General features: G+C 42.6%; 21 protein-coding genes. 9 read left to right on the forward strand and 12 right to left on the reverse strand.

Translation table 11 applies throughout. From position 1 onward, the window contains the following. Positions 1–11: 11 nt before the first annotated feature. Positions 12–1,454 carry a capsule assembly Wzi family protein gene (locus ACSSVW_RS05785; protein WP_454179005.1) on the reverse strand — a complete coding sequence of 481 codons (1,443 nt, stop codon included), beginning with the start codon at positions 1,452–1,454 and terminating at the stop codon, positions 12–14. 165 nt (positions 1,455–1,619) lie between these two features. Between ACSSVW_RS05785 and waaA the strand changes: the two genes are divergently transcribed. After that, a complete protein-coding gene (gene waaA / locus ACSSVW_RS05790; protein WP_421419301.1) occupies positions 1,620–2,891 on the forward strand; it encodes a lipid IV(A) 3-deoxy-D-manno-octulosonic acid transferase in 1,272 nt (423 codons plus the stop codon). A gap of 28 nt (positions 2,892–2,919) precedes the next feature. Beyond that, positions 2,920–3,441: a DUF1415 domain-containing protein gene (locus ACSSVW_RS05795; protein ID WP_036971769.1), complete on the forward strand. Its 522-nt coding sequence runs from the start codon at positions 2,920–2,922 to the stop codon at positions 3,439–3,441. A gap of 36 nt (positions 3,442–3,477) precedes the next feature. Here ACSSVW_RS05795 and ACSSVW_RS05800 read toward each other — a convergent pair whose 3' ends face one another. From ACSSVW_RS05800 to ACSSVW_RS05820, 5 genes are all read right to left on the reverse strand, one after another. Further along, positions 3,478–3,813, reverse strand: a complete 336-nt coding sequence (locus tag ACSSVW_RS05800; RefSeq protein WP_074988845.1) for a YdbL family protein — start codon at positions 3,811–3,813, stop codon at positions 3,478–3,480. A gap of 9 nt (positions 3,814–3,822) precedes the next feature. Continuing rightward, positions 3,823–4,005: a YnbE family lipoprotein gene (locus ACSSVW_RS05805; RefSeq protein ID WP_036970983.1), complete on the reverse strand. Its 183-nt coding sequence runs from the start codon at positions 4,003–4,005 to the stop codon at positions 3,823–3,825. Beyond that, a complete protein-coding gene (locus ACSSVW_RS05810; protein WP_454179006.1) occupies positions 3,998–6,481 on the reverse strand; it encodes a YdbH domain-containing protein in 2,484 nt (827 codons plus the stop codon). Before ACSSVW_RS05810 ends, ACSSVW_RS05805 begins: the two co-directional genes overlap by 8 nt. Before the next feature lie 168 nt (positions 6,482–6,649). Continuing rightward, positions 6,650–10,534 (reverse strand): phosphoribosylformylglycinamidine synthase, encoded by a 3,885-nt coding sequence (gene purL / locus ACSSVW_RS05815; RefSeq protein ID WP_421419299.1) that lies wholly within the window; start codon positions 10,532–10,534, stop codon positions 6,650–6,652. 151 nt (positions 10,535–10,685) lie between these two features. Next, positions 10,686–10,853, reverse strand: a complete 168-nt coding sequence (locus ACSSVW_RS05820; protein WP_421419298.1) for a hypothetical protein — start codon at positions 10,851–10,853, stop codon at positions 10,686–10,688. A gap of 320 nt (positions 10,854–11,173) precedes the next feature. Between ACSSVW_RS05820 and mltF the strand changes: the two genes are divergently transcribed. Both mltF and ACSSVW_RS05830 read left to right on the forward strand, forming a co-directional pair. Further along, complete coding sequence (gene mltF, locus ACSSVW_RS05825) at positions 11,174–12,649, forward strand: membrane-bound lytic murein transglycosylase MltF (RefSeq protein WP_036970988.1); 1,476 nt, start codon at positions 11,174–11,176, stop codon at positions 12,647–12,649. A gap of 103 nt (positions 12,650–12,752) precedes the next feature. After that, complete coding sequence (locus ACSSVW_RS05830; RefSeq protein ID WP_454179007.1) at positions 12,753–12,926, forward strand: hypothetical protein; 174 nt, start codon at positions 12,753–12,755, stop codon at positions 12,924–12,926. Here ACSSVW_RS05830 and tadA read toward each other — a convergent pair whose 3' ends face one another. After that, positions 12,927–13,424 (reverse strand): tRNA adenosine(34) deaminase TadA, encoded by a 498-nt coding sequence (gene tadA / locus ACSSVW_RS05835; protein ID WP_065978122.1) that lies wholly within the window; start codon positions 13,422–13,424, stop codon positions 12,927–12,929. A 230-nt stretch (positions 13,425–13,654) separates the two neighbouring features. Between tadA and ACSSVW_RS05840 the strand changes: the two genes are divergently transcribed. Beyond that, the gene (locus ACSSVW_RS05840) at positions 13,655–14,959 is read left to right on the forward strand and encodes an inosine/guanosine kinase (RefSeq protein ID WP_036970992.1); all 1,305 of its coding nucleotides are present in this window, start codon (positions 13,655–13,657) and stop codon (positions 14,957–14,959) included. 6 nt (positions 14,960–14,965) lie between these two features. Here ACSSVW_RS05840 and glsB read toward each other — a convergent pair whose 3' ends face one another. The 5 genes from glsB to ftsY all read right to left on the reverse strand — a co-directional run bounded on the left by glsB (position 14,966) and on the right by ftsY (position 20,887). Then, complete coding sequence (glsB, locus tag ACSSVW_RS05845) at positions 14,966–15,886, reverse strand: glutaminase B (RefSeq protein ID WP_036970994.1); 921 nt, start codon at positions 15,884–15,886, stop codon at positions 14,966–14,968. A gap of 92 nt (positions 15,887–15,978) precedes the next feature. After that, entirely contained in the window at positions 15,979–16,842 is an 864-nt protein-coding gene (rpoH, locus tag ACSSVW_RS05850) for an RNA polymerase sigma factor RpoH (protein ID WP_036970997.1), read from the reverse strand. A 238-nt stretch (positions 16,843–17,080) separates the two neighbouring features. After that, positions 17,081–18,067: a permease-like cell division protein FtsX gene (gene ftsX / locus ACSSVW_RS05855; protein ID WP_065978123.1), complete on the reverse strand. Its 987-nt coding sequence runs from the start codon at positions 18,065–18,067 to the stop codon at positions 17,081–17,083. Beyond that, positions 18,064–18,741, reverse strand: a complete 678-nt coding sequence (gene ftsE, locus ACSSVW_RS05860) for a cell division ATP-binding protein FtsE (protein ID WP_036971003.1) — start codon at positions 18,739–18,741, stop codon at positions 18,064–18,066. The genes ftsX and ftsE overlap by 4 nt, the downstream gene beginning before the upstream one ends. A 55-nt stretch (positions 18,742–18,796) precedes the next feature. Further along, positions 18,797–20,887 carry a signal recognition particle-docking protein FtsY gene (gene ftsY / locus ACSSVW_RS05865; RefSeq protein WP_454179008.1) on the reverse strand — a complete coding sequence of 697 codons (2,091 nt, stop codon included), beginning with the start codon at positions 20,885–20,887 and terminating at the stop codon, positions 18,797–18,799. Positions 20,888–21,098: 211 nt separating this feature from the next. Here ftsY and rsmD point away from each other — a divergent pair, with 211 nt between their 5' ends. The 4 genes from rsmD (at position 21,099) to dnaG (ending at position 24,432) form a co-directional block, all read left to right on the forward strand. After that, a complete protein-coding gene (gene rsmD, locus ACSSVW_RS05870) occupies positions 21,099–21,716 on the forward strand; it encodes a 16S rRNA (guanine(966)-N(2))-methyltransferase RsmD (protein WP_454179009.1) in 618 nt (205 codons plus the stop codon). Between the two features lie 145 nt (positions 21,717–21,861). Next, positions 21,862–22,077 carry a 30S ribosomal protein S21 gene (gene rpsU / locus ACSSVW_RS05875; RefSeq protein ID WP_002957797.1) on the forward strand — a complete coding sequence of 72 codons (216 nt, stop codon included), beginning with the start codon at positions 21,862–21,864 and terminating at the stop codon, positions 22,075–22,077. Between the two features lie 21 nt (positions 22,078–22,098). Further along, complete coding sequence (locus ACSSVW_RS05880; protein WP_036971016.1) at positions 22,099–22,545, forward strand: GatB/YqeY domain-containing protein; 447 nt, start codon at positions 22,099–22,101, stop codon at positions 22,543–22,545. Positions 22,546–22,680: 135 nt separating this feature from the next. Continuing rightward, positions 22,681–24,432: a DNA primase gene (gene dnaG / locus ACSSVW_RS05885; protein WP_036971774.1), complete on the forward strand. Its 1,752-nt coding sequence runs from the start codon at positions 22,681–22,683 to the stop codon at positions 24,430–24,432. Positions 24,433–24,473 lie beyond the last annotated feature (41 nt).

Below are 24,473 nucleotides of genomic sequence, written 5' to 3' on the forward strand. Positions count from 1 at the left end.
AACGGCTAGACCTACCAGTATAATGCAACAGATAGCCAAGTATAATTTTCACCAAACACATCTTCGCCATAAGTCAGGGTGGTTTCGAGTGTATGTTCATTCAATTGACGCGTATTGCTCAGTTGAAGTTCAATGGCACTTTCGTATTCTTTACTATAACCGCCAATATCATAATGGTAGTTACTCTCATTTTTAATGCTTGTTAATTTCGCTACCCATAAAGAGCTCAGAGACTCTAAGTAGCTCAGCTCTAGTACATGAGTTTGAGATGGAACACCATCTCCGAAATAGCGTTGATCCGCTGCAAAATGTCCTACGACAAAACCATCAACGGTGTTCCCAAAAGTTGGATATATATAATTTTCATACCACAAACTGTGCATATTTGTATGCTCATAGCGTAGCGCAACGGTATCCGTTATTTGTGGGAAGAAAGCACCGATACTATAAGCAATATTGCCGAATTGGTAATTTTGGTGCTCTTTTGTGTCTTCGCCACCGTACTCAAAATACAACTCGGTTGGAAAGCCAAAATCAAAATTGATAGTGCTAGTGATAGATGCAAACTGATCCCCTAGCTCATTATCTGGCCCACCTGCAAGCTCGCTATTATCATTACCCGCTGGGTCAAAAAATGCATCAAACACATCACCTGCATCAACCTCTCGAGGACCACCACCAAATTGCATCATACGGTTGATGCCAATTTTCCAACCACTTAGGGGTTCTATACTGAAATGCGTACCAGCCAGCTTTGGCGTGCCGCTATGCAGCTCCCCTTGATATAAAATACCGTTTTCGACATGCTCTAATTCAGAATAATACAGCTCAAAGTCAAAATTCCACCAATTATGCGCAGGTTGCACCATACCTAATGAAATAGAAGGGGCTGTTTTTGCATTAGTAGAAATAATTTGAGCTGAATGTTTAAACGGTGAAAACCAATGTTCTTTATAACCAACATTCAGTTGCAAATCATCTCCAGCAAAACTTACAAAAGTATTGTAATTCACAAATTTATTTTGCTTGGCTCTGTAATCAACACCAACTTGTACTAAGGTATAATCGTTTGCACGCCAAATACCTTCAAAAAAGCCTTGGCCCCACTCATCTGAGCTTAAACCACGTTGATTAGCAATTTTCTTCGTAGTATCACCATCGACCTGAAATTTTAGACCCACACGCGTAATAGCATCTTCACGCTGATAGGGTTTAATCTTAGCGCGGATCGCTGCAGCCAAACTTGGCGCTTTATTTTCAAGTTTATTAAGTGCGTATTCTACCTCAGCCAAACGATATGGCTTCGTCATAGGTGTGCCTGAGGTTAATGCAAATAAAGTATCTAATTGATGATCAAGCTGTGCATCCATGCCAATCGGTAAGTAAGCGGTGGGTGTTGCCAATAAAGGAGAAGAGCAACTGAGTAACACGCTTATAGCCGTGGCTTTTATCATTTTAAATTTCATAACTATAAAGACTAAATATAAAGTAACTGAAATACTACCAAATTAGCGGCGACGAAACACTTAAAACTCTGCAAGATAACCCTTTTTAACATTTTATATTTAGCTCGATTGGCTAACACGCTATCATAATGTTTTACACTGATAGGCTAACCAATGGCACGTATTTTATATTCTCTCATTTTATACATTCTTAGCCCGCTTATTATTTTCTACCTTTACGCTTTGCGTGGTAAAAAAAATAAAGGCTACCGTGCGCATTTTACACAGCGTTTTGGTGTTTCATCATTACAACAGCATGACGTGGTTATACATTGCGCGTCTGTTGGTGAGGTTTTAGCAGCAACGCCACTTATCAAGGCGCTGCAACAGCAAAATTCGCAGCTAAGTATTTTAGTAACCTGTAATACACCCACTGGTCGTGAGCAAATAAAGAACAACTTTAAAAATACGCTCAGTTGCTGTTATTTACCGATTGATTTCCCGTGTGCCACCAGCCGGTTTTTAAAGCGAATTAAGCCTCGCGTCCTGTGCATTCTGGAAACAGAGTTGTGGCCCAATTTAATGGCGCAATGTAAAAAACGCAATATTGAAGTACTTGTTTTAAATGCGCGGCTTTCAGCTAAGTCGCAGCAGGGGTATCAAAAAGTGATGCCCTTAACAAACGTGATTATGAAATCAATTAGCGCCCTTGCCAGTCATAACCAAGATGATGCTAACCGTTTTATTGAGTTAGGTTTAGCGCCGCAGAAGGTGCGTGTCTTTGGCTCAATTAAGTTTGATATAACCCCCACGCGCGCGCAATTAGATAAAGTTGCCGCTCTTAAAAGCGAATATAACAACGCGCGCTTTATTTGGGTTGCAGGTTCAACCCACCCAATTGAACATGAGCGTGTTCTAAGTGCACATCAGCAGTTGCTCAGTGTAGTACCCGATGCCCTGTTAATTATAGCTCCGCGTCATCCTGAACAATTTGATAAAGTAGCATCACTCCTTAAACATTCAGACATGACTTTTAGTCGTCGCAGCGAGAATAATTATACGAGCCAACAAATCGTTCTTGCCGATACCTTAGGTGAACTACAATGCCTGTATGGCGTTGCTCGCATAAGCTACATTGGCGGCAGTTTAATTGAACGAGGTGGCCATAACCCACTCGAGTCTGCGGCATTTTCAGTTGGCGTACTAGCAGGTCCTCACACGTATAATTTTGACCATATTTACCCTGAGCTTATAAACGCTGAAGGCGCTAAAACAGTTAACAATGAACAGCACCTTGCCGAAACACTTATCGCTTTAAGTGCCGATAACGAGGCCCTCGTTAAGTTAGGTCAACAAGCCGCAAAATGTGTTATTAATAATCAAGGTGCTATTCGTAGAACAGTGCAATTAATTGAGCAATTTTTAGAGAAACAACGTGAATCATAACCTGCCAAAAAGCCGTCCCGAGCTACAAATGCGCGAATGGGTATCAAGTGTCATTGTAAAATACAACTTTTGCCCATTTGCCCGTAAAGAAGTAGAAAACAACTGTATTCACTATCAAGTCAGTCCGTCAGTAACACTAGATGATGCTGTCATGGATATGCTTGAGCAATGCACGGAACTTGACCACAATGAGCAGCGCGAAACAACTTTACTAATGTTTGAGCAAGGCTTTAGTGATTTTGACGAGTTTTTAGATTTGGTCGACCTAGCCAACGCACTACTAGTTGCACAAGGCTTTGAAGGGAAATATCAAATCGCTAATTTTCATCCCGACTATGTGTTTGCGGATAGTGATGAGACAGATGCTGCAAATTATACAAACCGTGCTCCGTACCCGACACTTCATTTAATTCGTGAAGCGAGTATGAGCGAAGCGCTCGCCAACTACGATGAGCCTGAATCTATTCCTGAGCATAATATTAAACTTGCAAGACGCAAGGGTATCGACTTTTGGCAGCAGCTGTTAAAAAGCTGTATTGATAAAGGCTAAAGCCAGCTTTCGCTGGCTTTTAGCACCTTTAATAGGTTATTTTTTTACCCATTGACCATTCACTTCAATATAGTGACCAGGTTTTGTTTTTTCGATAGTTTTCGCAGCCGCCAATGCCTCTACTTGCGCTAAAGATAAATTGTTCTTTTTGGCAAGTTTCAAGTATTGCTCTTTACGCTTCGCATTGATTTCATCAACCACGGCTTTCGCTTCACTGTTATTGACGACTAATCCGAGATAACCAGAGCTATCTTCACCCACTAATCCTTGGTTTTTAGCCTCATCTAGGCTAATAGCCCAAGCAGAAAATGATAAACAAACAGCACTGATTAAAGTGATCACATTCAATTTTTTAAGTTGGAATTTACGCATGTTTGCTCCTTAGAATAATTCGCTGTCGTCACTGAATAACGTGTCGAGTTCTTTATCCACTTTAACGCGGATTTCGTGATCAACTTTCACATTTAAGTTGATTGTAATCGGTTCTTTTGCTGCTACCTCAACGCGGTGTGTGCAAGCACTTAACAAACCGACGGCTGTTAGCATTACTAACCATTTAGCCATTATTGCTTCCTTTTTTTGCATACTCTTTCTCAACCTTTTGAGTAATCTCATCACTTAAACGCAGTGCTCTTAATAACGTAAACACATTTTCCTCGTGATTATAGTTAAAATTAACGGCTTGCTGCTGTTTTTCATTAAAGCCTTGTAAGTTAACACCTAAGTGCAGCCACCCATCCGGTTTAAGATCAACACTGCTTTTTAATTGTTTAATATCTAAATTCTCTAACAAGCTAAGCGTGGTACTTAGTTCTTGTTGCTGTGCTTTTACCGCTTCAAAACCTGCATTGTTAGTAATCAATAATTTACCATCGCCTTGATTAACCAGCTGCCCTTGCTTAACGGCAATGCCCTGCTCATTTATAATGACAGGCAAGGTCCCTGCTAAGCGCCCAGATAAACTAATACCTGACTCCGCATCCAGCGTTACCAACTTGCTGGCGTCGATGTTTTCGAACTTAATCATTGCAGTTTGACTTGTTGCAAGCGGGCAAAATTCATTCACAACAAATGCTCCCCCCATCACAAGACCAGTGACATTTGATGTACATGGCTGATTTGCGTCAACCTGTAATAGGCCTTGTAATTTTGTAACCACAGCACCTGCACGCAGTTCATTAAGTGTAAATTTAGTTGGGGCAATATTAAGCTGACCTGAATTAAACTCCGCCTTCACCTGAGTGTTAAAATCATTAGCGAGATAATCATTATAAAGCGCACTGAGCTTTGCAATGCGGATATCCCCGCTTGCCTGCAGTAAATTTACGTCACCTTTTATAAGGCCCGAGATAACGCCATCGGTTAACGTCGCTAATGGCTCAAACTGCTTTAAAATAGGGTTGAGTTTTGACATAGCTTGTTCAGGTATCACCAACTCAAATGGATGAGCAACCTTAGACATATGATGTGTTATCAGCGCTTCAATACCGTCGACAAAAACATGGTGCGTTGCCTGTAATGCGCGACTTTGGGTTGCATTTGACACCACAGACAAATTCGTTAATGTCAGTTTAGGAGTCACTAGCTTAGCTAATTTACTGGTCGCGCTAATATCAGCAAATAACTCTCCCACACTTAAATCACTCTTCACTGTGAGCTCATTTGTTAGTCCCGACATCTGCATATTTTTATAGGTCGCTGACTTTATTGCACTATTGAGTTTCGCTGTTACGTTCTGTGAATCACTGAGATGCACGTTTATTTTAGTTTTTAAATCAGTCACTTTCGCATCAAAAACTTGAGCTCTTTTAACGGATATATCAGCATTGAGATTACCCGCTATAGGACGAGTAAGTATATTCTCAAGCTCTACTTCACCTTTGATACTCACGCCATCCGCTAGTACATCAATAAAATCAGGCAGTGATGTCAGTGAAAGTTGAAATTCAGAGTTAACGCGCCCTGCTTCAATACGAGCCTTCAACATTAGCTTATCTATATCGTCACTGGTGAAATTTACTACAGCGTGTGAGTAAAGTGTTTTAATGGGAGCGTCTAGCGCTAATTGGGTATTTTTAAACACCAATTGGCCTTGTTCATTACTTGAAGTCAGTTCCAACTCGGGTAAAGAAAGCTGCTTTTGTTGCAGCGCAATGGGTTGTGTAAACTGCACATGCCAAGTAAGGGGGGTGTGTGCTCGTGCAAACTCTTTGTATTGCTGCTGTTCGATTTTATCTAAACAAATAGGTGAAATAACGACTTGATTTTTTAAACCACTCAAATCAGCAGTGAGCTGTTGTTGATTGAGCTGAAATTCAGCCGTTACTTGGCCACGGCTCTGTGCGCTAAAATCACAGTGTTCGATGCTTTGCTTATTTTGCTGATGTTGATGTTCATGTTGATGTTGATAATCGGCAGTAACAGAGCTGGCCACATTGAGTGTTATGCCATCAAACTTAATCTGTGAGTCAGTCGAAAAATGGGCATTTTTTGGCAGCGCAATAAACCTTCCGGCAAGTTCATCATTAAGCATTATATTGGCGACTATCTCACCACCAGTAACCGTGACATCCGCATTAATATCGCGGCTGACTGTAAAGTGATTTAAGCGATTTTCTTGCACGGTGACTCTAACCGGCTCGGCGCTAAAACCCGACGAAATATCAAGCTGCTCAATATTTATAAGCGGTCTTTGCTTTGGAAGGTCTAAAGCAAGTTTTTTTAATTCTGTGCGCTGATTGTCGCTTTTTGATAAGGGGCTATTGATCGTAAGGTTGGCACGAGAAATGATAATTTGCTGCTTATTAGCACGTATACCCGCAACTTCTAATTGCTGTCCTTGATAAGTCAAACACAGCTTTTCGACCTTTAAATCAAGCTTTCTTGTTAGTGACCAATCAATACAATGCAGCTCAATGCCATTAGCACTCAGCACAGGCGTTAAGTACCATGAGGTCAGTGGTAATCTAAAGATATAGGCAAGCAGAAAAACCCCGAGCACTAAACCTAACAAGCCTGTAATAGCACGTTTAAACTTCAAAAAACTCTCCTTGCCTTTGCTCTCGCTTCTCGCTTCTCGCTTCTCGCTTCTCGCTTCTCGCTTCTCGCTTCTCGCTTCTCAACCCATTATAAACAAAAAGGCTGCACTTAATAGTGCAGCCTTTTTAGTTTAACCGGTTTATATGAACCTAAGTAGATTACTTAAACTCTACCCCACGTTTTTGCGTGCGTTGCGGAACATACGCATCCACGGGCTGTCTTCTGTCCACTCATCAGGGTGCCATGAGTTCGCTACCGTACGGAATACACGCTCTGGGTGAGGCATCATAACCGTTGCACGGCCATCTGTAGACGTAATACCTGTGATACCCTCTGGCGAACCGTTCGGGTTAGCTGGGTATTGCGTTGTTGGGTTACCGTAGTTATCAACAAACTTCACAGCCACAGTGCCTGACTCAATCGCGGCTTTTACTGCATCACTGTTAGCAAACTCAGCATGACCTTCACCGTGAGAAACAGCGATTGGCATACGAGAACCCGCCATACCATTAAAGAATACCGATGGGTTTTCTTGTACTTCTACAAGGCTAAAACGTGCTTCAAAACGCTCTGACTTATTGGTTACAAAACGTGGCCAGTGCTCTGTGCCTGGGATCAACTCTTTCAATGTTGAAAGCATTTGACAGCCATTACACACACCTAAGCTGAATGTATCTTCGCGGTGGAAGAAGCTTTGGAACTGCTCGCGAGCCATCTCGTTAAATAAGATTGACTTAGCCCAACCTTCACCCGCACCCAGTACGTCACCGTAAGAGAAACCACCACATGCCACTAAGCCTTTAAACTGCTCTAGTGTTAAACGACCTTCAAGAATGTCGCTCATGTGTACGTCTACCGCTGCAAAACCTGCGCGGTTAAATGCCGCAGCCATTTCTAAGTGAGAGTTAACACCTTGCTCACGTAAGATAGCCATTTTCGGTTTTGCACCTGTTGCAATGTAAGGTGCAGCGACGTCTTCGTTTAAGTCGAAGTTTAATTTAACGTTCAGACCTGGGTCTTTGGCATCAAATTTTGCATCAAACTCTTGCTTAGCACACTCAGGGTTATCACGACGTGCTTGCATTTGGTAAGTTGTTTCTGCCCAAATTGTACGAAGCTCTGTGCGTGTGTGATTAAGCACGACTGCATCACCGCGAGTAAATACCACACGGTCATCGGCATTTAATGCACCAATTTCATGGCTAATAGCCGCTAAGCCGTGATCAGCAAGTACCGCTTTAACTGCGTCTAAATCTGCGTTAGCAACTTGAATTACTGCACCGAGCTCTTCGTTATAAAGTGCTTCGATGTCTGACCCCGTTAAGCCAGCAAGGTCAACCGTTACGCCTGTGTGGCCAGCAAACGCCATTTCAGCGATTGTGGTAAATAAACCACCATCAGAACGGTCGTGGTAAGCAAGTAACTTGTTATCAGCAACAAGCGCTTGCATCGCTTCATAGAAACCTTTTAATAACGCAGGGTTATCAACGTCTGGGGTTACATCACCTAATTGCTTGTAAACCTGTGCAAGGCTTGATGCGCCCAGTCGGTTTTGACCCGCACCTAAATCGACTAATAATAGCGATGACTCACCTTTATCAGTGCGAAGCTGTGGCGTTACTGTTTTACGTACGTCTTCAACGCGACCGAATGCAGTGATGATCAGTGATAATGGAGCTGTTACTGATTTTTGTTCACCGTTTTCATCCCACTGTGTCTTCATCGACATTGAGTCTTTACCCACAGGGATCGTTAAACCAAGTGCCGGACACAACTCTTCACCTACCGCTTTAACCGCTTCGTAAAGACCCGCATCTTCACCTGGGTGACCCGCTGCTGCCATCCAGTTTGCAGATAGCTTGATATTTTCAAGGCCACCGATGTTAGCACATGCAATGTTCGTTAATGACTCAGCCACCGCTAAACGTGCAGACGCACCATAGTTTAGAAGTGCAGCTGGCGTGCGCTCACCCAATGACATTGCTTCACCGTGGTAAGTATCATACGTCGCAGCTGTTACCGCACAGTTTGCAACTGGCACCTGCCAAGGACCGACCATTTGGTCACGTGCAACTAAGCCCGTTACCGTACGGTCACCAATGGTGATTAAGAAAGTTTTTTCTGCAATCGTTGGTAAGCGTAATAAGCGCTGCGCTGCATCAGCCGCATCAATTGCCGTGACATCTAATGGCTGCGACTGTGCTTTTTTAGACTCAACTTCGCGGTGCATTTTTGGTGCTTTACCAAGTAATACATCAAGAGGAAGGTCTACTGGATTATTACCAAAGTGGCTGTCTTCAACCGTTAAGTGACGCTCTTCAGTGGCTTCACCAATCACTGCGAATTCTGCACGTTCACGTTTACAAATTGCCTCGAAACGTGGGAAATCTTCTGGCGCAACAGCAAGTACATAGCGTTCTTGTGATTCGTTACACCAAATTTCGTGTGGTGCCATACCCGGCTCATCATTCGGGATATCACGTAGTTGGAATTTACCACCACGACCACCGTCGTCTACTAGCTCAGGGAATGCGTTTGATAAACCACCCGCACCCACATCGTGAATGAAAGCGATTGGGTTTGCATCACCTAATTGCCAACATTTGTCGATAACTTCCTGACAACGGCGCTCCATTTCAGGGTTTTCACGTTGAACAGAGGCAAAATCAAGATCTTCATTCGATTGGCCAGATGTCATACTTGACGCAGCACCACCACCTAGACCGATGTTCATCGCAGGACCACCTAGTGCAATAAGTTTTGCACCAACTGGGATTTCACCTTTTTGAACATGCTCAGAACGGATATTACCTAAACCACCGGCAAGCATAATTGGTTTGTGGTAACCACGTACTTCTTCACCGTTATGGCTTGATACTTTTTCTTCGTATGTACGGAAATAACCAAGTAGATTAGGACGACCAAATTCGTTGTTAAATGCCGCGCCACCTAATGGACCTTCTGTCATGATATCAAGTGCAGTAACGATACGACCTGGTTTGCCGAAATCAGTTTCCCACGGTTGCTCATAACCAGGAATGCGTAAGTTAGATACCGTAAAGCCAACTAAACCCGCTTTAGGTTTAGAACCACGACCTGTTGCACCCTCATCACGAATTTCACCACCAGAGCCTGTTGATGCACCTGAGAATGGCGCAATAGCTGTTGGGTGGTTGTGAGTTTCAACTTTCATCAAAATTTCGATGTTTTCTTGATGATACGCGTACTCACCTTCGTTATTCGGGAAGAAGCGACCTGCTACCGAGCCTTTCATTACCGCAGCGTTATCTTTATAAGCTGATAGTACGTTTTCAGGATTTTGCTCGTAGGTATTTTTGATCATTTTGAACAATGATTTTGGCTGTTCGATGCCATCAATTGTCCAATCAGCATTAAAGATTTTATGACGACAGTGCTCAGAGTTTGCTTGTGCAAACATGAATAATTCGATGTCGTTCGGATTACGCCCTAACTTTTGGAAGTTTTCTACCAGGTAATCAATTTCGTCATCAGCAAGTGCAAAACCTTGCTCAACATTAGCTGTCGCAAGCGCTTCACGGCCACCACCTAAAATGTCAACTGATGACATAGGACGTGGTTCATCATGACGGAACAGCTTAGCAGCATCAGCCATCTCAGCGTGTGTTGCTTCGGTCATACGGTCATGCAATAACGCAGCAACGTCTGCAAGCTGCTCAGCACTTAACTGACCTTCAACATAATATGCAATACCACGCTCTACACGGTGAACTTGGCTCAAACCACAGTTGTGTGCAATGTCAGTTGCTTTAGATGCCCAAGGCGAAATAGTACCAGGACGCGGCGTTACAAGAATTAACGACCCTGCTGGTGTATGCTCGGCAATAGTTGGACCATAAGTAAGAAGCTTCTCCAGTTTAGTGTGCTCATCAGCTGAAAGCTCAGCAGTAAGATCAGCAAAATGCATGAATTCTGCATAAACATTGGTGACTGGAAGTTGCGCCTGTTGGCAACGCGCTAAAATTTTCTGAACTCTAAAATCGGAAAGTGCTGGTGCACCACGAAGGATCAACATAGGTATTTTCATCCGGGGTTAGGGATTGAACGATATTTTAGGCGCGTATTATATACCCAAACCACCTCGAAATGCGAGTTTCAGTTGGAATTAAACGCGATTTAGGCAAGGTATTGATTGCAAAGAATAGTCACCCCCTTATTAAAATCAATTACGCCGTATAAATCGCGTTTAAACCAACCCGCAGGGCGTTCCACAAAAACTGACTCTCGGCGTTGTTGCTTTTTACAAGGGAGCACCCTTGTTGCAAAGCAACGCCTTGATATTCAGCACCTGTGAAACGCTGAATTCTGTATTTTGAGGTGGTTTGGGTATACATCCCAGCCACCTCAAAATGCGAGTTTCAGTTGGAATTAAACGCGATTTAGGCAAGGTATTGATTGCAAAGAATGGTCACCCCCTTATTAAAATCAATTACGCCGTATAAATGCGAGTTTCAGTTGGAATTAAACACAATGAAAGCTGTTATAAATCTTCACGTTGATAGGCTCACCAGTCGTCATAATACAGACCCTTGTTATAGTTGATAAAATAACGATAAGGTCGCTCATAATTTTTGTTAGTACTATTCGCCAAGTGACGCAGCAACGAAGTTTTGCTATAACGGTAAAGTAATGTATTAAGGGGCATTTATTTTTTATGCAAAAGTTACTCGCTATTTTTAGCCTAGTGCTCATGTTGTGCGCGTGTGATATGCAACAGCAACCATCGCAATTAGCGCAAATCAAAGCACAAAATAAAATTAGAATTGGCACATTAGCGGGTGCGAGTAATTATTACCAAGCCCCTCAAGGCGTACAAGGTTTCGAATATGAATTGGCGCAAGAGTTTGCTGACTACGTCGGTGTTGAGCTTGAAATGGTGCCATTTTTTAATTTATCCGACATGTTTGCTCGCCTCGAAAGTGGCGATTTAGATGTGATTGCATCGGGTCTTACCTACAATACAATTCGCGCGCAGCACTACCGATTCGGCCCGACTTACCGCACAATTAGTCAAAAGCTTGTTTATAAACAAGGGCATGTTCGTCCTCGTGAGTTTGCAGATTTAACAGGTAACCTAACCGTACTCGCCAAAAGCAGCCACTCCTTAGCGCTGCAACAGCTAAAGCAACTTCATCCCAATCTAACTTGGCACGAAACAGAAGACATGGATGAGGAAGAGCTACTACAGGCGGTGATTGATAATGAAATAGATTACACACTGGCTGATTCACACACGTTATCGTTGTTTAGACGCTATCACCCTAATTTGAGTATTGGCTTTTCAGTAACAAGAAACGACCCAATAGCTTGGCTACTCAGAAAAGATGGTGATGATTCTTTATACGCTTTGATGGTGCCTTTTTTCGGCGAGGTAAAACAAAATAATCAGTTATACGTCCTCGAAGAAAAGTATTTTGGCCATGTAAGGCAGTTCAATTATGTGAATACACTGGCATATATTGAGGCCATAAAAGAAACCTTACCCAAATACCAACCGTGGTTTGAGCAGTATGCAGGTAATATTGATTGGCGCTTGTTAGCAGCCCTCAGTTACCAAGAATCGATGTGGAACCCTAAAGCGAAATCGCCCACCGGAGTGCGTGGTATCATGATGCTTACACAAGCGACTGCGAAACAAGTGGGTGTAACAAATCGCTTAGCCCCAGAGCAAAACATCAAAGGGGGCGCCGAATATTTAGCTCAACTCATTTCATGGATCCCAGAACGCATCCCACAGCCTGATCGTACTTGGTTTGCATTAGCCTCTTACAATGTCGGGTGGGGGCATGTAAATGATGCGAGAATTATCACAGAACAAGAAGGCGCGAGCCCTGATAAATGGGCTGATGTAAAAAAACGCTTACCGCTGCTCATTAAAAAGCGTTATTATCGTCAAACTAAATACGGTTACGCGCGTGGCGATGTTGCCGTGAAGTATGTTGATAATATTCGCCGTTACTACGATGCTTTGGTTTGGTTGGATGAAAATGATGCGATTGCCAATCCAAGCACTGAAGAAAACATTGAAGAACAACCCGTCATTTCGCCTGAGTTAGATGAAAATACGGCTCAACCAGCTGACACTCAACAACAAACCAGCTCTGAACAGCAAAAGCCAGATAACAACTAGCCTAAAGCCAGAGAAACCTGTTTACTTGTCATCAAATGATCATTATCTTCTAGTATTGATGGAATGGACAATGTCATGCTTTACTTTCACTTAAGGAGCACACATGTTAAAAAGAAGACGTACCACACATAAGTTCAAACGGAATGTTATCTATTCGACAGCGACTCGCCGTCGTATTATGTTACGCAATACCCACAAAAAAGTTATTTGGCGTCGTCGTTTATTCGCGATGCAATTAATGGAAGCACAGGAAAATCCTGCAACGCCAGTTGTTTAACTAGGCGTTGCGAGCAGCGAGTTTAGCCGCTTTTTTCTCTTCTCTGCGGCGTTTAAAAAATGCCGAAATTACAGCCCCACATTGCTCAGCCATTATCTCACCGGTTACTTCAACCTGATGATTAAGACGCGGTTCTTGCAGTAAGTTCATAATAGACCCAGCCGATCCTGTTTTAGCGTCTTTTGCGCCGAATACCAGACGCTTAATTCGGCTATGAACTAATAGCCCTGCACACATAGAGCAAGGCTCTAAAGTGACATATAAAGTGCAATCAATAAGCCGATAATTATTAAGTGCCTTACCTGCTTCACGAATAGCCATCATTTCGGCATGAGCAGAAGGGTCGTTATCAGTAATTGAGCGATTATACCCATACGCTATTAATTGATTGTCTTTGACTAATACCGCCCCCACAGGAATTTCATTAATGTTTCCCGCCTCATTTGCATAAGCGAGGGCTTTTTTCATCCAGTATTCGTCGCTATATTGTTCGCTCATAAATCACACAAAACTTGTAAACTGCCTGTAATTATACCTAGTTAGTCGATAAAAAGGGCGATAATTAAGACTACACTAAAAAATTAAAGTAAATTTTAATGGCTTTATCATGGCTCAATGAACCTATATTGCGCTATAATCTCGCGCTTTTTTTATTTAGCTAATAGCAATTCAACTAGGTAAATTTGTTGATTTACACTTTGCAATTGATATCAATACACGGGTAGCAAATGAAATTTCCTGGACGCCGCAGGCATAAACATTATTTTCCAGTGGAAGCCAAAGATCCACTAACAAATCAACTGAACTCAACCGAGCGGCTACAACGTAGTTATATAACGGGTATCGATCAAATAGTTGTCGATATTGAAGCGAAAGTTGATCAAGCTTTCCTCGATGAATTTCAATTGCGCCGTGGCATGTCACAGGTAATTGATAGCGACATTACCAATGCATTATATGACCGCCTAAAGCTTGACGATATGATCGATTACGAGTTCGCAGGTGGCACCATCGGTAACACGATGCATAACTACTCAACACTTGCTGATGATCGCTCTGTGTTGTTAGGTGTAATGAGTGAAAACATTAAAATTGGCAGCTATGCGTACCGTTTTTTATGTAATACATCAAGCCGGGTTGATCTAGATTATTTACAACCTGTTGATGGCCCAATTGGTCGCTGTTTTACACTGATTGATGAAACTGGTGAGCGCACCTTCGCGATAAGCGCAGGTTTAATGAATCATCTACGTCCTGAATCAATTGATAAAGAGTTAATTGAAAATTCATCAGCACTTGTGATCAGCGCGTATTTAATGCGTACCCAAGGTGATGAAACCATGACAGAAGCAACTATGCAGGCAGTTAAATATGCCAATGATGCAGACGTGCCAGTGGTATTGACTCTAGGCACTAAATTCTTAATTGAGCAAGACCCTTCATGGTGGGCCGACTTTGTTAAAAAGCATGTCGATATCTTAGCAATGAATGAAGAAGAAGGCCTTGCGATTACAGGCTTCGAAGACCCACTTCTTGCGGCAGATAAAGCACTTGATTGGACCGACTTAGTGATTTGTACTGCAGGTGAAAAAGGCTTGTTTATGGCCGGTTATGTTGACGAGCAATTTAAACGCGAAACAGAGTACCCGCTGCTACCAGGCGCTATCGCTGACTTTAATCGCTATGAATTTTCGCGTGCAATGAGAAAAGACGATTGTCAAAACCCAATCCGTGCATACAGCCACACTGCCCCATTTATGGGCGGCCCTGATAGCATTAAAAACACCAATGGCGCGGGTGATTGTGCACTCGCTGCTGTGCTACATGATTTATCTGCAAATGTGTACCACAAGCTTAATGTTGCTAATTCGGCGAAACACCAGCAACCAGCGATGACTTACTCATCACTGGCGCAAATTAGCAAGTATGCCAACCGTGCGAGTTATGAAGTTCTCGTACAGCACTCTCCGCGTCTATCGCGTGGTTTACCTGAACGTGAAGATTGTTTAGAACAAGTATACTGGGATCAGTAATACTCATTAAAAAATCGAAATATCCAGTTTCTGGGATAAACGCTCAAGGGCGGCTATCCCAGCCACTGAGTTACCGTATGAGTTTAAACGTGGTGCCCACACAGCAACTGTAAACTGATTAGGTAAAACGGCTAATATTGTGCCCGATACCCCTGATTTTCCGGGCATCCCAACACGGTAACCAAAATCTCCCGCCGCATCATATAAACCACTGGTAAACAGCAACGAATTAAGCTGCTTATTTTGTCTTGTACTCAGTACTTTATTACCCCGGGTGTCTTTGCCTTGGTTTGCAAGATAATTATACGCTTTAGCGAGCTCCACACAGTTAAGCTCAATGGCACAAAAATTAAAATAAGCCCACAAAACATCATCGACTTCATTATTAAAATTACCAAATGATTTCATTAAGTGTGCCATAGCGGCATTGCGATGACGAAACTCATACTCTGAATTAGCAACTTTTTTATCTATCACAACCGATGGATTGCCTGACAGTTGACGAAAAGATTCAAGCATCGAGTGCATTGGCGCTGAAAGTCGGCTGTATAAGGCATCGCAAGTCACGATGGCTCCAGCATTAATAAACGGGTTTCGGGGAATACCCTGCTCAAACTCTAGCTGAGTGAGCGAGTTAAATGCAGTACCAGAAGGCTCTTTGCCCACGCGTTGCCAAAGTTCATCACCATAACGCTGCAGTGCAAGCGTTAATGTCATCACTTTAGACACAGACTGAATGGTAAAGCGAGCACGGCAATCACCAGCGCAAAAAGTGTGACCATCGACAGTATGAATAGCAATGGCAAATTGGTTTGGTTCAACATCCGCAAGTGCAGGAATGTAGTCTGCCACTTTGCCTTGACTCAATAATGGCTGAACTTCTTTGGTAATTTCATTAAGTACGTGTTGGTAATCAGTATCTGGCATACTGCATCCTTAAAACAGAAAACCCCGCATTTGCGAGGCTTTATAGTAGAGATAACTCTGAAGTCCGAGCTCTTAATTAGCTCGTGACTCCATTAGCTCATGGCTGTTTGCAGTTTTTTCATCGCTGTTTTTTCTAGCTGGCGAACACGCTCTGCTGACACGTTATACTTTTCAGCAAGCTCTTGCAGGGTTGCTTTATCATCAGCTAACCAACGAGCACTTACGATATCTTGCGAGCGTTCATCAAGCGTTTTTAATGCACTAAATAAACGTGCATGCGACTGTTCTTGCCATTGCTGCTCTTCAATATCGTCAGCAAGGTCAGCACTGCCATCAGTTAAATATTGTACTGGCGAGTAGGTGCTTGTAGGTGCATCGTCATTGTCGTCACCCGTTAAATCAAAGCCCATATCTTGGCCACTCATACGCGATTCCATCTCACGTACTTCTTTTTCACTAACCCCTAGCTCGTTAGCAACAGTGCTAACCTCGGCTTGGTTAAACCAACCTAAACGTTTTTTGTTTTTACGTAGATTGAAGAATAGTTTACGTTGCGCTTTTGTCGTTGCAACTTTCACGATACGCCAGTTTTTTAGTACGTATTCATGAATCTCCGCTTTAATCCAATGTACAGCGAATGAAACTAAGCGTACGCCGACGCTCGGGTCAAAGCGTTTTACAGCCTTCATTAGACCGATGTTACCTTCCTGAATTAAATCAGCTTGCGGTAAACCATACCCTGAATAGCTTTTTGCAATGTGAGCTACAAAACGAAGGTGCGACATAATGAGTTGCTTCGCAGCATCAAGATCACCTTCTTCCTGAAGACGTGTCGCTAACTGCTTTTCATGCTCGGCATCAAGCATTGGAATCGTACTGACAGCTTGAAGATATCCGTCCATACTCGCGCTTTGTTGACCTGCAGTAAGTGCCATTGCGTATAAATCTTTACTCATTTTTCACCTCAGTGATAAACATTTGAAACCATCTTAGCACTCTTTAAGCGAGAGTGCTAACTTCAATTAAAAACTTTTTTAAAGTTCAAATCAAGTGGTTTTTGTATCTATTTTTAGTCTACGCTAACACGCTGAATATGCGGTGAATTCTAGCTTTAATTGAAAGAGCGATAAATTTATTACTGCTTTTATTTAGTGCTAATAAAGCAGTGTAACAACGAATTGTTACACTTTATTGTTATACTTTATCGGGTTCTATTTCTTTTATATATCTATTTACAGACAAATACGAGCCGACAAAACCAAGCCCCGTTGCAAGTGCAACTAAAATGGCAAATTCAGATAACGTCAAACCGATTAAATTAAAACGGCTGCCATAAACTCCCGCGACTTCGCTCACCGCTGCACCTAGCCACCACATCATCAAAGCAACACAAATAAATGAAAATAGTCCACCGATAATGCCATACCAAATACCCGTCCATAAAAATGGCGCATGTATAAATGCATTGGTTGCCCCCACTAACTTCATAACTTGGATCTCTTCCTTTTTATCCATGATAGATAAACGAATCGTGTTTCCAATGATCAAAGTCACCGAGGTTAATAATAGTAAAGCAATGGTAATGACGCTCTCTTTTAATAAGCTTAACAGTGCGTTTAAGCGCTCAAGCCACGCAATATCCAGTTTACCAAAATCAACTTCACGCTCATCTTCAAGTTTTTTGAGTAACTGTTCAGCAGCATTTGGCTGACGATACCGTGCCGTCGGTGTCACAATAACAACATCGGGCAGTGGATTCGCATCTAAGTATTCTAATGCTTGTCCAAATCCTGACACCTGCTTAAATTCAACAAGCGCATCCGCTTTAGAAATAAACTCAACCTTATCGATTTCAGGGTAAAGCGCTAAACGTTTGACTAATGTTTGTGTTTGTTGCTCTGTCATAGACTCTTTAACAAACAACGAAATTTCAGCGGCATCTTCAAACCCGCTGCTTACCTGAGACACATTTTTCACGACTAAATACAAGGTCGCTGGTAACGTTAAGCTTAGCCCTAATACCGCAATGGTCATCAAGGAGGCAAGTGGCGTGCGCCACATTTCACCTAAGCTATGCACACCTTGACGGATTAAGTTAATAAAAAAGAAATACGGCGCCGCTAGAATTGATTTCTGCTGACGATCATTGTGACTGGCTCTACTTTTAAATAATAGGCTCATAGCGCTCCCTCAGCTAATGGATCCTGGATCATACGTCCATCTTTAAGGGTTAGGCTGCGATAGCGCATCCGTGCAATTAAACCAATATCATGGGTGGCAATTAACACCGTCGTACCATGATTATTAAAGTCTTCGAATAAGCGTAAAATATCCATTGAAAGTTCGGGGTCTAAATTACCGGTCGGTTCATCAGCTAACAAAATAGGCGGTGAATTTACGATAGCCCTCGCAATTCCCACGCGTTGTTGCTCGCCTCCAGATAAAGTCGCAGGGTTACATTTGGCTTTATCAAGTAAGCCCACTTTATCAAGCGCACCATGCACACGCTTTGCAATTTGTTTATGGTGTGTGCCTTCAATAATCAACGGCAAAGCGACATTATCAAATACCGTATAGCGTTCTAACAAACGATGGTTTTGAAAAATAATCCCTATATCACGGCGTACATAAGGAATTTGACGAGATTTAACAGCATTTAAATCAATATCATTAATTAATACTTTGCCAGCCGATGGACGTTCCATCAAACTAATCAGCTTTAATAATGTACTTTTACCTGCGCCACTATGCCCAGTTAAAAAAGCCAACTCGCCTGACTTAATATGAAAACTGACTTTTTCCAGCGCACGGTGCCCGCCGGGATATGTTTTACTGACTTGCTGAAAATTTATCATTTTAATTATCAATCATCTTGCAGCTGAAAAGGGAGGATGCTCCCTTTTTTATGAATTATACGTCGTCCTCATCTTGGCTAAACAACGCATCAATGAAGTCATTACTATTAAAAGTACGCAGGTCGTCGATTCCCTCGCCTACGCCTATGTAACGAATTGGAATATTAAACTTATCTGCCACAGCAAAGATAACCCCCCCTTTTGCTGTCCCATCCAGTTTAGACAAGGTAATACCCGTTAAGCCAACACATTCATTAAATAGTTTTACTTGGCTAATGGCATTCTGCCCCGTGCCCGCATCAATTGTTAGCATGACTTCATGCGGCGCATCTGGGTCTATTTTCTTCATTACACGCGCTATTTTTTCAAGCTCTTGCATGAGGTTATCTTTATTTTGCAAGCGCCCTGCTGTATCCGCGATTAATACGTCTACATTACGTGCTTTCGCCGCTTGAAAGGCATCAAACACAACCGATGCACTGTCTGCACCAGTATGCTGTGCAATAACAGGTATACTGTTACGCTCACCCCACACTTGTAATTGCTCAACCGCGGCGGCACGGAAAGTATCCCCCGCAGCCAGCATGACTGATTTACCTTCATTTTGGAATTGCTTAGCAAGCTTACCAATGGTCGTGGTTTTACCCACCCCATTTACACCCACCATTAAAATAACAAACGGTTTTTTATTTTCTGGCACAGTTAATGGCTGCTCAGCTGTCTTTAACATTGCGGCCATTTCTTGCTTCATTAGCTCGTAAAGTGCATCGCCATCTTTAAGTTGTTTTCGATCGGCTGCATCTGTTAGGTTATCAATCAACTTCATGGTTGTATCGACACCTAAATCAGCCGTTAATAGCTGTGTTTCTAACTCTTCGAATAGCTCATCATCAATTTTTTTACCACTAAAAATAGAGGCAAAGCCCGAGCCAATATTAACGCGAGTTTTTAATAAACCTTTTTTAAGGCGGGCAAAAAAGCCTTCTTTTTTGGGTTTATCGGTTACTTGCTCTGTTTTTTCTTTTTCAATACGAGCTTGTTCTATACGTTCAGCTTCTGCTTTTTCTGCTGCAATACGTTCCTGTTCTACACGTTCAGCTTCAGCTTTTTCTGCTGCAATACGTTCCTGTTCTACACGTTCAGCTTCAGCTTTTTCTGCTGCAATACGTTCCTGTTCTAAACGTTCAGCTTCAGCTTTTTCGGCTGCAATACGCTCTTGCTCTACACGTTCAGCTTCAGCTTTTTCTGCTGCAATGCGTGCTTGTTCTACACGTTCAGCTTCAGCTTTTTCTGCTGCAACGCGTGCTTGTTCTACACGTTCAGCTTCAGCTTTTTCTGCTGCAATACGTGCTTGTTCTAAACGTTCAGCTTCAGCCTTTTCTGCTGCAATGCGTTCTTGTTCTACACGTTCGGCTTCAGCTTTCTCGGCTGCAACACGTGCTTGCTCTACACGTTCGGCCTCTGCTTTTTCTGCTGCAACGCGTGCTTGTTCTACACGTTCGGCTTCTGCTTTTTGTGCTGCAATTTGCTCTGCTTCACGCTGCGCCTGTTCAGCTGCAATACGCTCTTGCTCTAACTTCATGGCCGCTTCTTGCTCTGCAAAACGCGCTTGTTGTTCTTGACGACATTGCTCTGCTGCTTGCTGTTCTGCAGCGATACGTTCAGCTTCAGCTTTTTCTGCCGCAGCGCGTTCCTGCTCTATGCGCATCGCTTCTGCTTTTTCTGCTGCAATACGTTCTTGTTCTACACGTTCAGCTTGTGCCTTCTCTGCTGCAATTTGATCTGCTTCACGCTGCGCCTGTTCCGCTGCAATACGTTCTTGTTCTAACTTCATGGCCGCTTCTTGCTCTGCAAGACGCGCTTGTTGTTCTTGACGACGTTGCTCTGCTGCTTGCTGTTCTGCTGCGATACGTTCAGCTTCAGCCTTTTCTGCTGCAATGCGTTCTTGTTCTACACGCTCGGCTTCAGCTTTTTCTGCTGCAATACGTTCCTGCTCTAAGCTCGCCGCTTGCGCTTTTTCAGCTTCAATACGCTGTTGTTCTTCTAATTGCTTTTGGTTATCAGCCTCATTTGCTGTTTGCTCTGCTTGTTGTTTTTCTGATTTGCCAAAACCAAACCAAGACAAGAATTTACTTTTTTTTGCCATACTTGCTAATAACCACTTATAAAAATCTGATAAACTTACATGAATAATAGTTTGGTGATAGTTCAGCTATGCTCAGCCAAACCGAAACGGGTACCATCTATCGCTAAGGTCGCAATACTACCATTTTTAGCGCAGTAGAAAAATGACACACCAGCTATTGCTTGCAATATTATCTGAGCTGGGGGTCAGTTACCAATAATTAGTGAGTTAAATGAGAAAAAAATCAACAGCTAACCGCCAAGTAAACGCTAGCAATAATAAATCAGCAAATGGCTTTATCCGTATTATTAGCGGACAATTTCGTGGCAGAAAACTTCCTGTTAAAGATGTACAAGGTTTACGTCCAACGACTGATCGCATTAAGGAAACCGTGTTTAACTGGTTAATGCAAGATACGCGTGATGCAGCGGTCCTTGACTGCTTCGCAGGTTCTGGCGGGTTAGGATTCGAAGCGTTGTCACGCTTTGCTAAACGTGCTGTATTTTTTGAGCTTGATAAAAGTGCTGCATCTCAACTTATACAAAATATAAGCACCCTCAAACTTGAAAATGCCACAATTAAACAGGGCGATAGCCTCGCATTATTGGCAAATAATTCGCTAGATGAGCAGTTTGATCTTGTTTTTGTTGATCCGCCATTCCGACAAAATTTAGCTGAAAAAAGTTGTTTATTACTCGAATCAAATCAATGGTTAACTGAGCAAGCGTTGATTTATGTGGAAGTTGAAAGTGAGCTAAGCAGCTTCACTCCCCCAGATAACTGGCTGCTTTTAAAGGAGAAATCTGCAGGGCAGGTAATTTGTCGTTTGTATCAACGAGAGCCAAATTAATACTGTTTAGCCGCCTCAGTTTCTGTTAATATTATTCTTTACATGTGGTGTTGCTTCGGATTACAATACCGCACCATTTTTGAACCACTTGATCGTTATTCGATCAACTTGAGCAACGCTCATTATTTAGGTAGGTGAATTTTTAATGCCAGTAATTAAAGTAAGAGAGAACGAACCGTTTGACGTAGCACTTCGTCGCTTCAAGCGTTCATGTGAAAAAGCAGGTATCCTTTCAGAAGTTCGTCGTCGCGAGCACTATGAAAAGCCAACAGCTGAGCGTAAGCGTAAAAAAGCTGCTGCAGTAAAGCGTCACATGAAGAAGCTTTCTCGCGATAACGCACGTCGCGTTAAATTATACTAATCAGTATTTGGTCTTGTATAAATGAGCCTTTTATTAACGCTAAAAGATGCGCAAAAAGATGCGATGAGAGCAAAAGACAAAGACCGTCTTAAGCCAATCCGCATGGTACTTGCTGCAATCAAGCAACGTGAAATTGACGAGCAAATCACGCTAGACGACGACGGAATTACCGCTGTTTTAGTGAAGCTTGTAAAACAACGTCGCGACTCTTACACCCAGTATATTGATGCGGGTCGTGAAGATTTAGCAGAAATTGAAGCCAATGAGATTAAAGCTCTTGAAGAATTCTTACCTCAACAATTGAGTGAAGAAGAAATCATTGCTCTTATTGACTCGGCTATTGCTGATACAAACGCAGCAGGTATGCAAGACATGGGTAAGGTAATGGGAGTAATCAAAAGCAAAGCCGAAGGTCGTGCCGATTTAGGTAAGATTTCTGGCTTAATCAAGCAACGATTAACTGCCTAACCCCCACATACAGACGTATGATTCAAGCAAACCGAGCCTAGTGCTCGGTTTCTTGTTTTTAGTCTTTCATAAAGAGAGTAATTGTGTTCAAATCTCACTTTAGAACGCAAAAATAGCGCAGGAAAAACAACAGCTATGGCCGGAAAAATCCCTCGACAATTTATTGATGATTTGCTCGCACGAACAGATATTGTTGAGCTAATTGATTCAAAAGTTGGCCTAAAAAAAGCCGGGAAAGACTACCAAGCATGTTGCCCTTTTCACAACGAAAAAACCCCGTCATTTACTGTTTCTCAAGATAAACAGTTTTACCACTGCTTTGGTTGCGGAGCGAATGGTAATGCCATTTCGTTTGTCATGGAGTACGACAAATTAGAGTTTGTTGATGCTATTGAAGAGCTGGCTAGTATTCTAAATTTAGACGTACCACGTGAGCAAGGCACTAGTTCAGGTCCACAGCGTACCGCCGAGCAAAAACGTTCCGATTACGATTTAATGCTTCATGCCGCCCGTTTTTATCAGCACCAATTAAAACACCATAGCAACTCAAAAGCGGTAATTGATTACATAAAAGGCCGTGGCCTAAGCGGTGAAACTGCTAAAAAGTTCATGATTGGTTATGCGCCAAGTGAATGGGAAGCACTGTGCCAGCAATTAGGCCGAAATAAAGAGCAAAAAGAGCAATTAATTGAGCTAAAACTCGCGTCTGAAAAGTCGCCGGGTCGCCAATTTGACTTTTTTCGTGATCGGCTCATGTTTCCTATTCGTGATAAGCGAGGCCGGGTTATTGCCTTTGGTGGTCGCGTGATGCAAGCCGATCAAGGTCCAAAATACCTTAACTCTCCTGAGACACGTATTTTCCACAAAGGTTTTGAGCTTTATGGTTTATACGAAGCGAAACAAGCACATAAGAAACTTGAACATATTTTAATTGTAGAAGGGTATATGGATGTGGTTGCCTTAGCAGAGCAAGGCATTGAATACGCTGTAGCAGCACTTGGCACAGCAACCACAGCTGAGCACATGCACACCTTGTTTAGAACCACTGATAAAGTGATATGCTGCTATGATGGTGATAGAGCGGGTCGTGATGCAGCATGGCGCGCACTCGAAAATGCCCTACCTTATCTAGCTGATGGCAAATCACTTCAATTTGTCTTTTTACCTGACGGTGAAGACCCCGACTCATTGGTACAAAAAGAAGGAAAAGAGGCATTCGAAGCACGCCTAGCAGAGGCCGATGATTTCAGCAAAGTGTTGTTCAGCAAGCTAAGCCAAGAGATTGACCTAACTAAAGACGCTGGCAAAGCAAAGTTACTCAGTGATGCCTTACCTTTAATCGAAAAAATACCGAGTGAATTTTACCAAGAAAATATACTGGAACATTTGGGCCGATTAATTGGTCGTACACGAGAGCAATTGAGTAATCGGGTTAAAACCCCAAAGCAGCAACATGCAATTGAGCGTAAATTTAAAATAACGCCGATGCGTCAAGCTATAGGTATTTTATTGCAGCATCCGAATCTAGCCACGAGCATCGCTTACATGCCTGAACTTGCTGAAATGAAAATTGCCGGCATTGAGCTATTTTTACGGATACAGCATTTAGCACGTGAACGACATGGTATTACAACCGCGCAAATCTTAGAATCGTTCCGAGATAGCGCTGAATATGATGCATTAGTGAAATTAGCAACTTGGCAGCATCAAATAAATGACGATCGTTTAGAGACAGTTTTCAAAAATACTTTTAAATTTATTGAAGACCAGTGTTTAAATTATCGACTAGAGACCCTATTAATAAAAGACAAGACCCAAGGCTTAAGCAGCGAAGAACGGCTAGAATGCCACTTACTGACGCAAGCGTTAAAAGGCAGCAACAGCTAGTCAGAATTGAATAAAGCTGTTATACTGTGCTATTCACTGCG

The organism is Pseudoalteromonas sp. MBR-15, from assembly GCF_053628915.1.

Bases quoted from the DNA above. Each gene is read 5' to 3' on its own strand.
- ACSSVW_RS05785 (WP_454179005.1), bottom strand. From the start codon at position 1,454: ATGATAAAAGCCACGGCTATAAGCGTGTTACTCAGTTGCTCTTCTCCT.
- waaA (WP_421419301.1), top strand. From the start codon at position 1,620: ATGGCACGTATTTTATATTCTCTCATTTTATACATTCTTAGCCCGCTT.
- ACSSVW_RS05795 (WP_036971769.1), top strand. From the start codon at position 2,920: ATGCGCGAATGGGTATCAAGTGTCATTGTAAAATACAACTTTTGCCCA.
- ACSSVW_RS05800 (WP_074988845.1), bottom strand. From the start codon at position 3,813: ATGCGTAAATTCCAACTTAAAAAATTGAATGTGATCACTTTAATCAGT.
- ACSSVW_RS05805 (WP_036970983.1), bottom strand. From the start codon at position 4,005: ATGGCTAAATGGTTAGTAATGCTAACAGCCGTCGGTTTGTTAAGTGCT.
- purL (WP_421419299.1), bottom strand. From the start codon at position 10,534: ATGTTGATCCTTCGTGGTGCACCAGCACTTTCCGATTTTAGAGTTCAG.
- ACSSVW_RS05820 (WP_421419298.1), bottom strand. From the start codon at position 10,853: ATGTATACCCAAACCACCTCAAAATACAGAATTCAGCGTTTCACAGGT.
- mltF (WP_036970988.1), top strand. From the start codon at position 11,174: ATGCAAAAGTTACTCGCTATTTTTAGCCTAGTGCTCATGTTGTGCGCG.
- ACSSVW_RS05830 (WP_454179007.1), top strand. From the start codon at position 12,753: ATGTTAAAAAGAAGACGTACCACACATAAGTTCAAACGGAATGTTATC.
- tadA (WP_065978122.1), bottom strand. From the start codon at position 13,424: ATGAGCGAACAATATAGCGACGAATACTGGATGAAAAAAGCCCTCGCT.
- ACSSVW_RS05840 (WP_036970992.1), top strand. From the start codon at position 13,655: ATGAAATTTCCTGGACGCCGCAGGCATAAACATTATTTTCCAGTGGAA.
- glsB (WP_036970994.1), bottom strand. From the start codon at position 15,886: ATGCCAGATACTGATTACCAACACGTACTTAATGAAATTACCAAAGAA.
- rpoH (WP_036970997.1), bottom strand. From the start codon at position 16,842: ATGAGTAAAGATTTATACGCAATGGCACTTACTGCAGGTCAACAAAGC.
- ftsX (WP_065978123.1), bottom strand. From the start codon at position 18,067: ATGAGCCTATTATTTAAAAGTAGAGCCAGTCACAATGATCGTCAGCAG.
- ftsE (WP_036971003.1), bottom strand. From the start codon at position 18,741: ATGATAAATTTTCAGCAAGTCAGTAAAACATATCCCGGCGGGCACCGT.
- ftsY (WP_454179008.1), bottom strand. From the start codon at position 20,887: ATGGCAAAAAAAAGTAAATTCTTGTCTTGGTTTGGTTTTGGCAAATCA.
- rsmD (WP_454179009.1), top strand. From the start codon at position 21,099: ATGAGAAAAAAATCAACAGCTAACCGCCAAGTAAACGCTAGCAATAAT.
- rpsU (WP_002957797.1), top strand. From the start codon at position 21,862: ATGCCAGTAATTAAAGTAAGAGAGAACGAACCGTTTGACGTAGCACTT.
- ACSSVW_RS05880 (WP_036971016.1), top strand. From the start codon at position 22,099: ATGAGCCTTTTATTAACGCTAAAAGATGCGCAAAAAGATGCGATGAGA.
- dnaG (WP_036971774.1), top strand. From the start codon at position 22,681: ATGGCCGGAAAAATCCCTCGACAATTTATTGATGATTTGCTCGCACGA.